Origin of the sequence: Rhodovulum sp., from assembly GCF_011048875.1 — a bacterium.
Taxonomy (GTDB): domain Bacteria; phylum Pseudomonadota; class Alphaproteobacteria; order Rhodobacterales; family Rhodobacteraceae; genus Rhodovulum; species Rhodovulum tesquicola.
Genome location: NZ_DSDD01000234.1, coordinates 1 through 12,171 on the forward strand (window position 1 = coordinate 1; position 12,171 = coordinate 12,171).

At 68.7% G+C, this 12,171-nt stretch carries 8 protein-coding genes and 1 pseudogene; 2 read left to right on the forward strand and 7 right to left on the reverse strand.

Features of this window, described 5'->3' with window-relative positions:
* Positions 1 to 291, forward strand: a pseudogene (locus ENN83_RS08240) (error-prone DNA polymerase); the annotation flags it as partial.
* A gap of 274 nt (positions 292 to 565) precedes the next feature.
* On the opposite strand, the gene ENN83_RS08245 reads toward ENN83_RS08240, so the two are convergent.
* The 7 genes from ENN83_RS08245 to thrC form a co-directional block, all read right to left on the reverse strand.
* A complete protein-coding gene (locus ENN83_RS08245; RefSeq protein WP_287185876.1) occupies positions 566 to 1,831 on the reverse strand; it encodes a lytic murein transglycosylase in 1,266 nt (421 codons plus the stop codon).
* Between the two features lie 144 nt (positions 1,832 to 1,975).
* A complete protein-coding gene (gene rnr / locus ENN83_RS08250; protein WP_287185878.1) occupies positions 1,976 to 4,228 on the reverse strand; it encodes a ribonuclease R in 2,253 nt (750 codons plus the stop codon).
* Positions 4,229 to 4,282: 54 nt separating this feature from the next.
* Positions 4,283 to 5,431 (reverse strand): succinyl-diaminopimelate desuccinylase, encoded by a 1,149-nt coding sequence (dapE, locus tag ENN83_RS08255; RefSeq protein WP_287185880.1) that lies wholly within the window; start codon positions 5,429 to 5,431, stop codon positions 4,283 to 4,285.
* A gap of 82 nt (positions 5,432 to 5,513) precedes the next feature.
* A complete protein-coding gene (locus ENN83_RS08260; RefSeq protein ID WP_287185881.1) occupies positions 5,514 to 6,686 on the reverse strand; it encodes a type III PLP-dependent enzyme in 1,173 nt (390 codons plus the stop codon).
* Positions 6,687 to 6,909: 223 nt separating this feature from the next.
* Positions 6,910 to 7,500 carry a GNAT family N-acetyltransferase gene (locus tag ENN83_RS08265; RefSeq protein WP_287185883.1) on the reverse strand — a complete coding sequence of 197 codons (591 nt, stop codon included), beginning with the start codon at positions 7,498 to 7,500 and terminating at the stop codon, positions 6,910 to 6,912.
* A complete protein-coding gene (locus ENN83_RS08270) occupies positions 7,500 to 8,741 on the reverse strand; it encodes a M16 family metallopeptidase (protein ID WP_414707639.1) in 1,242 nt (413 codons plus the stop codon). The genes ENN83_RS08265 and ENN83_RS08270 overlap by 1 nt, the downstream gene beginning before the upstream one ends.
* A 17-nt stretch (positions 8,742 to 8,758) precedes the next feature.
* A complete protein-coding gene (gene thrC, locus ENN83_RS08275; protein WP_287185885.1) occupies positions 8,759 to 10,150 on the reverse strand; it encodes a threonine synthase in 1,392 nt (463 codons plus the stop codon).
* A 332-nt stretch (positions 10,151 to 10,482) separates the two neighbouring features.
* Here thrC and tldD point away from each other — a divergent pair, with 332 nt between their 5' ends.
* Complete coding sequence (gene tldD, locus ENN83_RS08280; RefSeq protein ID WP_287185886.1) at positions 10,483 to 11,904, forward strand: metalloprotease TldD; 1,422 nt, start codon at positions 10,483 to 10,485, stop codon at positions 11,902 to 11,904.
* Positions 11,905 to 12,171 lie beyond the last annotated feature (267 nt).

Genomic DNA, 12,171 nt, shown 5'->3' on the forward strand with positions numbered 1-12,171 from the left:
CGCGCCGGCCTGCCCCCCGCGCTGGTCGCCGCCCTGGCCGAGGCCGACGCCTTCGCCGGGCTGGGGATCGACCGCCGCGCCGCGCTCTGGGCCGCGCGCGCGCTGTCCGGCCCGAAACCGCTGCCGCTCTTTACAGGCGATCTCGACGGCGAGGGCATCGCCGAACCGCCCGTCACCCTGCCCGCCATGAGCGAAGCCGAAGAGGTGGTCGAGGATTACCTCGCGCTGCGCTTCACCCTGCGCCGCCACCCCGTGGCCCTGATCCGCGACCGCCTGACCCCCTCCGCCTGACACCCCCGACGTCGCGCCAGGACGAACCCTGCCTCCGGCGGGGATATTTCCGGCCAGAAGAAGCAACGAATGATTAACCTTATTGCGCCAGTCTGACCGGGCGGTAAAGGCGGGGACGCCGATGACCGCGCCAGGAGAAGGCCCCCTGTCCCCCCTTCCCGTTCCCCCCCCGCGGAAGGCCCGGACAGGGGGTCCACCCTGATCTTCTTCTGGCCTGAAATATCCTCGCCGAAGGCAGCCGACGCAGTCGGCTCCCCGGGTGCCCCGGGCGGGCTCAGCGCAGCCGGTTCAGCAGATCGAGGCTTGCATAGCCATCCGGGATCATCCCCGCCGAGCGCTGGAAAGCGCGCACCGCGGCGATGGTGTTCGGCCCGATCCGGCCGTCGATCCCCCTCGTGTCGAATCCCGCCCGCGTCAGCCGCTCCTGCAATTCCTGGCGCTCGGCAAAGACCAGCGCGCGGTCCTCGCGCGGCCAGTCGGCCCGGATCGGCCCTCCGCCCCGGATCCGGTCGGCCAGATGCCCCACCCCGATCACATAGGCATCCGCCGTGTTGTAGCGTTCGATCACCGCGAAATTGTCGAAGATCATGAAGGCCGCGCCGCGCGCCCCCGCGGGCAGCAGGATCGAGGCGGGCCCGTGATCGGGCACCGCCCGCCCGTCCATGTCGCGTACCCCCAGCGCCGCCCAGTCGGACGGCATCCGCTTCTCGCCGCGATCGGCCAGCCGGTAGTCGAAATTGCCCGGCAGCCGCACCTCGACGCCCCAGGGCTGGCCCGTCTTCCAGCCGAACCGCGCCAGATAGGCCGCGGTCGAGGCCAGCGCATCGGCCGGATCCTCCGACCAGATGTCGCGCCGCCCGTCGCCGGTGAAATCCACCGCATAATCCAGATAGGAGGTGGGGATGAACTGGGTATGCCCCATCGCCCCCGCCCAGCTTCCGGTCATGTTGCGCGCCTCGGTATCGCCCGCCTGCACGATCCTGAGCGCCGCGACCAGTTGCTGTTCGAAAAAGGCGCCGCGCCGCCCGTCATAGGCCAGCGTGGCCAGCGCCTCGATGATCGGCGTGGTGCCGCGGAACGTGCCATAGGCGCTTTCCAGCCCCCAGATCGCGACCACCACCTCCTTGTCGACGCCGAACCGCGCCTCGATCCGCTCCAGCAGGGCACGGTGCCGCGCCAGCGCCTCGCGCCCGTTCGCCACCCGCGTTTCCGAGGCCGCGCTGTCGAGATAATCCCAGATCGTGCGGGTGAATTCCGACTGGTTGCGGTCGCGCCCGATCACATCGGCATTGTAACCCACCCCCCGGAAGGCCCGGTCGAAGACCGCCGGCGCGATGCCCTGGGCCAGCGCGCGGCCGCGGAACTCGCCGACCCAGCGCTCGAACCCGATATGCGCCGTCGAATGCTGCGCCTGGTCCATTGCGGCTCCCCTCGTGACGGTGGCGCGGGCCGCAGGGCGCGCGCTTTCGGCCAGCTCGGCCAGCGCGGGGCGCGGCGTCGGGCGCGGCGAGGTTTCCAGCGCCTGGGCCGGGGCGGTCATGCTCAGGGCGCACAGCAACGGGGCAAGGGCCGCAGCCCAGGCGGGGGGGAATGACATCTGCTCGGACCTTTCCGGTTTTGCCGCGAATGTACCCGCTCCCCGGCCGAGCGCAAAGCGCCATTCCCGCCGCCCGCCGGATTTCGCCTAGCGTTTGCGCATGACCTTGCGCTTCGCCTTGTCGGCCCGCGCCTTCGACCGGCCAAGGTTGCGCTTGGGGATCTTGCCACGGGTCTTGCGCGGGCCGGGGCGCATCGCCTTGTCCTCGATCGACAACAGTTCCAGCACCAGCCCACCGGTGACCGGCACCGCCTCGGACAGCCGCACGGTCACGCGCTGGCCGATGCCGATGGTCAGCCCGGTATCGGCGCCCATCAGCGTCTGCGCCTCGCGGTCATGGTGGAAATATTCCTGCCCCAGTTCGCGGATCGGGATCAGCCCGTCGGCGCCGGTCTCGTCGAGCTTCACGAACACCCCGAACCGCGCGATGCCCGACACCCGCCCCGCGAACTCGTTGCCCACCCGTTCGGACAGATAGGCGGCAAGGTAACGGTCGGTCGTGTCGCGCTCGGCCTCCATCGAGCGGCGCTCGGTCTCGCTGATATGCTGCGCGGTCGCCTCCAGTTCCTCGATCTCCTGCGGTGACAGCCCGTCCTTGCCCCAGCCATGCGCCGTGATCAGCGCGCGATGCACGATCAGGTCGGCATAGCGGCGAATGGGCGAGGTGAAATGCGCATAGGAGCGCAGCGCCAGCCCGAAATGGCCGAAATGTTCCGGCGTGTAATAGGCCTGCGTCATCGAGCGCAGCGTCGACAGGTTGATGAGTTCGGAAAACTCGGTCCCCATCGCCTGATCCAGCAGGTTGTTCAGGTGCCGCGTCTGCAACACCTGACCCTTCGCCAGCGTGAAGCCCGAGGCCGCGGCCACCTCGCGCAGCGCGTCCAGCTTCTCGGGGCTGGGTTCCTCATGCACGCGGAAGATCAGCGGGCGGCGCAGCCGGGTCAGTTCCTCGGCGGCGGCGACATTGGCCAGCACCATGAATTCCTCGATCAGCCGGTGCGCCTCCAGCCGGTCGCGGAACCGGACCGAGGTCACATGCCCGTCCTCGGACAGTTCGATCCGGCGTTCGGGCAGGTCGAGATCAAGCGGCTGACGTGCCTCCCGCGCGCGGGTCAGCGCCCCGTAGGCGGCGTAAAGCGGGCGGATCACGTCATCCAGCAGCTCCGCGGTGCGTTCGTCCGGCTGGCCATCCTGCGCCGCCTGCAACTGGGCATAGGTCAGCGCCGCGGCAGAGGCCATCAGCCCCCGGGTGAAGCGATGCGACAGCTTGGTGCCGTGGGCGTCGATCACCATCCTGACCGCGATACAGGCGCGCGGCACGCCCTCATGCAGCGAACACAGATCGCCCGACAGCCGGTCGGGCAGCATCGGCACCACACGGTCGGGGAAATAGGTGGAATTGCCGCGCTCGCGCGCCTCACGATCCAGCGCGCCGCCGGGGCGGACGTAATGGGCGACATCGGCGATGGCGACCCACAGCACATGCCCGCCCGGGTTCTTCGGGTCGTCGTCGGGCATCGCCAGCACCGAGTCGTCGCGGTCGCGCGCATCGGCCGGGTCGATGGTCACCAGTGGCAGATGGCGCAGATCCTCGCGCGCGCCCAGCCCGGCGGGTTTCGCCCGGTCGGCCTCGGCGATGACGTCGTCGGGAAACTCGTCGGGGATGCCATGCTGGTGGATCGCGATCAGGCTGACGGCTTTCGGCGCCGACGGATCGCCCAGCCGGTCGACGACACGCGCCCGCGGCAGGCCCATGCGGGCGCGCGGGCCGATCTGCTCGGCCTCGACCAGTTCGCCATCCTTCGCGCCATGGGTCGCATCGCGCCCCACCATCCATTCCAGATCGGCGCCCTTGTCGATCGGCACGATCCGCCCGCCCTCGGCGCCGGTGCGAAAGATGCCCAGCATCCGTTTCGGGTTGACGCCGATCTTGCGGATCAGCCGCGCCTCGTATTGGTGATCCTCGCCGCGCACCTCCTGCAGGCGGGCGAGGATCCGGTCGCCCTCGGCCAGCGCGGGTTCTTGCTTGCGCGCGACGAACAGAATGCGCGGCTCCGCCCCCTCGCCATGCCATTCCAGCGGTTTCGCGAACAGGTCGCCATCGCGGTTCGGCGCCAGGATCTGCAACACGCTCACCGGCGGCAGCCGGTCGGGGTCGCGATAGCTCCGGCGCCGTTTCTCCAGATGGCCCTCGTCCTCCAGTTCCTTGAGCACGCGCTTGAGGTCGATCCGGTCGCCCCCCCTGATGCCGAAGGCCCGGGCGATGTCGCGCTTCGAGCTTTCGCCGGGATGCGCGGCGATCCAGTCGAGGATTTCGGTCTTGGAGGGTATCTGGCTCATACACGCAGAGCTAGCACGCGCGCGCGCGCCCGTCAGCCGGAAACCGGTGCCGGATCAGGCGAAATAGGCGGCAAGGATGCGGCCATAGACCCGTTTCAGCGCCTCGATCTGGGCCGGTTCCACCCGCTCGTCCACCTGGTGCATCGTCTTGCCCACCAGCCCGAACTCGACCACCGGGCAGAAATCCTTGACGAAGCGCGCATCCGATGTCCCGCCCGAGGTCGACAGCTCGGGCCGCAGCCCGGTTTCCGCCTCGACCGCGCCGGCCACCAGGTCGGACAGCGCGCCCGGCGGCGTCAGGAAGCTTTCGCCCGAAACCTTCACCTCCAGATCGAAACGGATGCCGGTCTCGCCGGTCACGCGATCCGCCTCGGCGCGCAGCCACTCGGTCAGGCTGTCGGACCCATGCGCCTCGTTGAAGCGAATATTGACGGTTGCCCGGCACAGCCCCGGGATCACGTTGGTCGCGGGATTGCCGGTATCAAACGTGGTGACCGCCAGCGTCGAGGGATCGAAATGGCGCGTGCCCTCGTCCAGCGGATAGGCCGACAGCCGCTCGACCAGCCGCGCCAGCGCCGGGATCGGGTTCTGCGCGCGCTGCGGATAGGCCGAGTGGCCCTGCACGCCATGGGCGGTGAACCACGCCGTCATCGACCCGCGCCGCCCGATCTTCATCATGTCGCCAAGGCGCTCGCGGCTGGTCGGCTCGCCCACCAGGCAGACATCCATCCGCTCGCCCTCGGTCGCCATCCAGTCCAGCAGCGCCGCGGTCCCATCCGTCGCGTCGCCCTCTTCGTCTCCGGTGATCGTCAGCACGATGGCACCCTCGGGCGGCGTGTCGGTGACGAAGTCGATCGCGGCGGCGACGAAAGCCGCAACGCCCGATTTCATGTCGGCCGCGCCCCGCCCCCACAGATAGCCGTCGCGGATCTCCGCCCCGAACGGGTCATGGGTCCAGGCCGCGGTGTCGCCCGCGGGCACGACATCGGTATGCCCGTTGAAGCCAAAGCTCCGCGGATGCCCCTTCGCCCCCCAGCGCGCGAACAGGTTCGGCACGCCCGCACGGTCCACCCGGCGACATTCGAACCCCGCCGCGGCCAGTCGGGTTTCCAGCAGGCGCAACGTGCCCGCCTCGCTCGGCGTGACCGACGCGCAGCGGATCAGATCGGCGGTCAGGGCAACGGGGTCGGTGGGTCGGGTCATGGGCGCGGATCCTGATGATGCGCCCAAGCGATAGCCCGACCCGCGCCGCGCCGCAATGCAGCAGCGCGGCGCGCAGGCCGTGTCAGATCACCACGACATCGAGCGGCGGAAAGCCGTTGAAGCCGACCGAGGCATAGCTCGACGTATAGGCCCCCGCATTGCGGATGATGACCCGGTCGCCCGCACTCAGCCCCAGCGGCAGCAGCACGGGGCGCTTTTCATACAGCACATCCGCGCTGTCGCAGGACGGCCCGGCCAGGATGCAGGGGCCGACCGGCTCATGCTCGCGCCCGGTCAGGAACTGGTAGCGAATCGCCTCGTTCATCGTTTCGGCCAGCCCCGAGAACTTGCCGATGTCCAGATAGACCCAGCGATAGGCATCGGTGTCGCATTTGCGCGAGACCAGCATCACCTCGGCCGCGATCGCGCCCGCCTCGGCCACCATGCCGCGCCCGGGTTCGGCCATCACGCGCGGCACCGCCCCGAACAGGTCGGTGACCAGCCGCATCACCTGGGCGGCATAGATCTCGGGCTGCTCGACCTCTTCGCCGTAGAAGGCCGGGAACCCGCCGCCGATATTCAGCAATTCCAGGTCAAAGCCCGCCGCATGCGCCGCGCGCCAGATGCCCGCCACCTCGTCCAGCACCGACAGCCACATCCGCGCCACGCGCGTCTGGCTGCCGACATGGAACGACAGGCCCACCGGCCGCAGCCCCGCCGCAAGGGCGCGCGCCAGCAGCGGCTGCACCTTGCCCGGCGCGCAGCCGAACTTGCGCGACAGCGGCCAATCGGCCTCGCTCGCGGTGACCAGCACGCGGATATAGACCTGCGCGCCGGGGGCGTGTTCGGCGATCTTGTCGATCTCTTCCTCGGCATCGGCCGCGAACAGCGTGATCCCCGCGGCATGGGCAAAGGCGATGTCCGAGGCCCGCTTGACCGTGTTGCCAAAGGAAATCGCGGACGGCGCCGCCCCTTGCGCAAGGCACAGCTCGATCTCGGCGCGCGAGGCGGCATCGAAGCCCGAGCCCAGCGCCGCCAGCCGCGCCACGATCTCGGGCGCGGGGTTGGCCTTGACGGCATAATGGATCGCCGCCCGGCCCAGCCCGGCCTTCAGCGCGGCGTAGCGGTCGGCCACCGCCTCGATGTCCAGCACCAATGTCGGCCGCTCGAAGCGGTGCGCGCGGATGAAGTCTTCGGCGCGGGAGGAGGACAGGACAGAGGATCGACCGACGAAGTCGGTTCGCGCAGCGTGCATGGTCATCTCCAATAGACCCGGCCATGACATGGCCGCTCAGTTCCAAGGGAGACGTTACCGTCGCTACGTAACCCGTGAGGGGACAGAGGCGCGTGCGTTGGCGTCCGTAACGCAAGTGCATATGGACTTGCGTGAGTCGGTGCAACAGAAATTCGGTTAAAGCCCGATATTCCCACCGCTTGCGCGCGAGACCGTGACCCCGCCGCACCAGAACGGCGCGACCTCAGGCCAGCCCGGTCTCGGTCCGCCCGCGCCGGTCGCTGCGCAGGTTCGCGTAAAGGACGTGGTTGCGCCAGCGATTGTTGATCTGCAGATAGCTCTGCGCCACGCCCTCATACTTGAAGCCGGATTTCTCCAGCACGCCCCGCGAGGCGACGTTCTCGGGCAGGCAGGCCGCCTCGATCCGGCTCAGATCCCGCATGGCAAAGGCATGGTGAACCACCGCCTCGATCGCCTCGCGCATATAGCCCTGCCGGGCAAAGGGCTGCCCGATCCAGTAGCCCAGCGTCCCCGATTGCGACGGCCCGCGCCGGATATTGTCCAGCGTGATCGCGCCCAGCAGCACGTCATCGGCCCGCCGGAACAGGAAAAGCGGGATCGCAGACCCCGTGCCCATCGCCCGCTGCGCCCAGTAGACCCGGTTGGTGAACGCCTTGCGCGTCAGGTGATCGGGCGCCCAGGCCGGCTCCCACGGGGTCAGGAAGGCGGCACTCGCCGCCCGCAGCGCGGCCCAGTCGCGGAAATCGGCATGGACCGGCGGGCGCAGAAACATCCGGTCCGTCTCGATCCGGACCTTGCGCCTGAGACCCAGCATCAGGCCGCAAGCCTGCCCTGCAACGCGTCCAGCCCCGGCGCCTTCGAGACAGGGCCATAAAGCGCAAGCGCGGCCTGCCCCGCCCTGGCCATCCGCCCGGCGAAGTCGCGCACATCGCCCGTGGTCACCGCGTCGATATGGGCGATGGTCTCCTCGATGCCGGGCACCCGGTCCCAGATCGACACCAGCCGCGCCAGCCGCTCGGTCCGGTTCGACGGGCTTTCCAGCCCCATCAGCAACCCCGCCTTCATCTGCGCGCGCGCCCGGGCCACCTCGGCGGGCGTCATGTCCTGCGCCGAACGCGCGATCTCGGCCATGGTCAGCTCGGCCAGGTCGCCGATCTGCGCCGCGCTGGTGCCCGCATAAAGCGTGATCAGCCCGGTATCGGCATAGGCGCCGGCCTGGGCAAAGACGGTATAGCAAAGCCCACGCTTTTCCCTGAGTTCCTGAAACAGCCGCGAGGACATGCCCCCGCCCAGCGCGGTGGCAAAGATCTGCGCGGTATAGATCGCGGGGTCGCGATAGCTGGGGCATTCGAAGGCCAGCGCCATATGCGCCTGTTCCAGCGTCTTGACCTCGCGCCGCTCGCCGCCGGTAAAGCGGGCCGGTTCATGCGCCGCCTGCGTGCCGGGCGCCAGATGGCCGAACAGCCCCTCGGCCAGCCGCACGATCTCGTCATGGTCGACCGCACCCGCCGCCGACAGGATCATCCGGTCGGGCGTGTAATGCCGCCCGATGAAGGAAAACAGATCGTCCCGGGTGAAGCCGCGCACCCGTTCCGCAGGCCCCAGCAACGTGCGCCCGATGGACTGGCCGGGATAGGCGACCTCCTGCAACCAGTCGAAGATCACGTCGTCGGGCGTGTCCAGCACCTGCCCGATCTCCTGCAGGATCACGCCGCGCTCGACCTCGATCTCGGCGGGCTCGAACAGCGGGTTCAGCAGGATATCGGCCAGCACGTCCAGCGCCAGCGGCACATCGGCCTCCAGCACGCGGGCGTAATAGGCGGTCATCTCGCGGCCCGTATAGGCGTTGATATAGCCGCCCACATCCTCGATCGCCTCGGCGATCTGCAGGGTCGTGCGCTTGTCGGTGCCCTTGAACGCCATGTGCTCCAGGAAATGGGCGATGCCGTTTTCCTCGGCCCGCTCGTCGCGGCCGCCCGCCATGATCCAGATCCCGATCGAGGCCGATTTCAGCCCCGGCATCCGCTCGGTCACGACGCGGAATCCGTTGGGCATCCTGTGCAGCTCTACGCTCAATCCGCGCGCCTTTCCTCGATCAGGGACTCGATCGCGCCAAGGTCGTTGTCCACGACCGTCACGCGCTCGGGGCGCTCATACAGATCCGCCATGCGCCTGGGAAGGGGCGGCCTGATCCCGGTGGCCGCGGCGACCGCATCGGGAAATTTCGCCGGATGCGCGGTCGCCAGCGCGATCATCGGCGTGGCGCTGGCGGGCTGGTCCTGCGCCACCTTCACGCCCACCGCCGAATGCGGGCACAGGATCTCGCCCGTCGCTTCATGGGTGGCGCGGATCGTGGCGCCGGTCTCCTCCTCGGAGGCCCGGCCCGAGGCGAAGACCTCGCGCAGGGCCTGCAACGCGCCCTGGCTGATGGTGAACCCGCCCTGGTCCTTCAGCGCCTGCATCTGCTGGGCCACCGCGGCGCCGTCGCGGCCATAGGCCTCGAACAGCGCACGCTCGAAATTCGAGGAGACCTGGATATCCATCGACGGGCTGATCGAGGGGGTGACGCCGTGGGTTTCATAGGCCCCGGTTTCCAGCGCGCGGTGCAGGATGTCGTTCTGGTTCGTCGCGATCACCAGTTTTTCGATCGGCAACCCCATCCGGCGCGCGATGTAGCCCGCGAAGATGTCGCCGAAATTGCCCGTGGGCACGGTAAAGCTGACCGCCCGGTCCGGTGCCCCCAGCGCCACGGCCGAGGTGAAGTAATAGACCACCTGCGCCAGCACCCGCGCCCAGTTGATCGAGTTGACGCCGGCCAGCCCCACGGCATCGCGAAAGGCGAAATCGTTGAACATGTCCTTCACGCGCGCCTGGCAATCATCGAAATCGCCCCGCACGGCCAGCGCATGGACATTCGCCTCGGACGGCGTCGTCATCTGGCGGCGCTGCACCTCGCTGACGCGGCCCTCGGGGAACAGGATGAACACATCGACATTGTCCAGCCCCCGGAACGCCTCGATCGCCGCCGACCCGGTATCCCCGCTCGTCGCGCCGACGATGGTCACGCGGCTCCCCGAGCGCGCCAGCGCCGCCTGGAACAGCTGGCCGATCAGCTGCATCGCGAAATCCTTGAAGGCCAGCGTCGGCCCGTGGAACAGCTCCAGCAGGAAATGATTGGCCCCAAGCTGCACCAGCGGCGCGCGCGCGGCATGGCTGAATCCCGCATAGGCCCGGCCGATGATCGCCTCGAACTCGGCATCGGTGAAGGCATCGCCGATGAAGGGCCGCATCACCCGGAACGCCGCCGCTTCATAGGACAGCCCCGCAAGCCCCGCGATCTCGGCTTGCGCCATCGCGGGCACGGTCTCGGGGACATACAGCCCGCCATCGCGCGCCAGCCCCGTCAGCATCGCCTCTTCGAATGTCAGGATCGGGGCCTGCCCCCGCGTGGACACATAGCGCATCTGCCTGCCTTTTTCCGCTCTGCGGCCTGATACGCCAGACGCGGGGCGCTGTCACCCCGGACGGAAACGAGATTTTCGGGCAGGTGTGACGGGGGAAGGGCGTCCGGGCCGCGGGAGCGCGCGGCACCGGACAAGATCAGGGAAAACCCGGCAGTCGAAGTCCGGGCCTCGCGCTGGGCGCTATTCCCCGGTTCCCTTTTCGGGCGTTGGCCGCCCTTCGTCGCGATCTCTGCGGAGACAGTTGTATCGCCCGGCCAAAGAAACATATTGAGCGGCAGGATACAAGCGAAAGATGCGACATTCTGCCGCCTTTCTTCACCCAGAGGACGCGCATGCCCCAAGGCCCCTTCCGCCCCTTCGAGACGCTGCTCGACCGCGACCGCGCGCTGGCGCTTCTGCAACAGGCAACCGCCGGGGCCGATGACGGAGAATTGTTCCTCGAACGCACCCGCTCCGAGGTTCTCAGCTTCGATGACGGCCGCGTGCGCACCGCCAGCTACGACGCCTCCGAAGGGTTCGGGCTGCGCGCCGTGCGGGGCGAGGCCGCGGGCTATGCCCATTCCACCGAGATCTCCGAACAGGCCCTGATCCGCGCCACCCGGACCGCCCGGCTGGCGGTGGCCGAGGGCGGCGGCACGCTTGCCGATCCGCCGCAGGCCACCAACCGGCGCCTTTACACCGACGCCGACCCGATGGCCGAGGCCACGTTCGGCGTAAAGCTCGACACGCTGCGCGAGATCGACGCCTTCGCCCGGGCGCTGGACCCGCGCGTGGTTCAGGTGACCGCGACGCTCGCCGCCTCGCTGCAGGAGGTCGTGATCCTGCGCCCCGACGGGATGCTGTTTTCCGACATCCGCCCGATGACCCGGCTGAATGTCGGCGTGATCGTCGAACAGGATGGCCGCCGCGAATCCGGCAGCCATGGCGGCGGCGGGCGGCGCGGCCTTGCCGGGCTGATCGCGCGCACGAACTGGGAGGCCGCAACCCGCGAGGCGCTGCGCATCGCGCTGGTCAATCTCGACGCCGAAGCCGCACCCGCAGGCGTGATGGATGTGGTCCTCGGCCCCGGCTGGCCGGGCGTGCTGCTGCACGAGGCCGTGGGCCACGGGCTGGAGGGCGATTTCAACCGCAAGGGGAGTTCGGCCTTCGCCGGGCTGATGGGCCAGCGAATCGCCGCACCGGGCGTCACGGTGCTTGACGACGGCACGTTTCCCGATCGGCGCGGCTCGATCAGCGTCGATGACGAGGGCACGCCGTCGGGCCGCACCGTGCTGATCGAGGACGGAATCCTGGTCGGCCTGATGCAGGACCGGCAGAACGCGCGGCTGATGGGCGTTTCCCCCACCGGCAACGGACGGCGCCAGAGTTTCGCCCACCCGCCGATGCCGCGCATGACCAATACCTGCATGCTGTCGGGCAATTCCGCCCCCGCCGATATCCTCGCGGATCTCAAGGACGGCCTCTATGCCGTTGGATTCGGGGGCGGACAGGTCGACATCACGAATGGAAAATTCGTCTTCTCCTGCACCGAAGCCTATCGCGTCAGGAACGGCAAAGTCGGCGCGCCGGTCAAGGGCGCGACGCTGATCGGCGACGGGCCGACCGTGATGCAGCAGATCCGCGCCATCGGGAACGACATGGCGCTCGACCCCGGCATCGGCAATTGCGGCAAGCAGGGGCAATGGGTGCCGGTGGGCGTGGGACAGCCGACCCTGATGATCGGCGGGCTGACCGTGGGCGGCGCCGGATCCTGATCGGGGCACCCGGTGATTGACAAGAATCCGCCGATCCTTGCCCAAAGGCGGAAAAAACTCTCCTTAAGGGCGACTTTCTTGAATCTGTTCACTTTGTATTAACCTTTTGCGACGAAAGCTGGTTTCACGGATGAGCGAAGTTGCGAAAACGTGGAGAATTTATCTTCCTACCACCCCCTCGCACCACCCACCCGGGAAGACTCCCTGATCTAGCAGCTTCGTCTCATCCGGTCGCGCCCCCCTCGGGCGCGACACGACTTTCAGGCC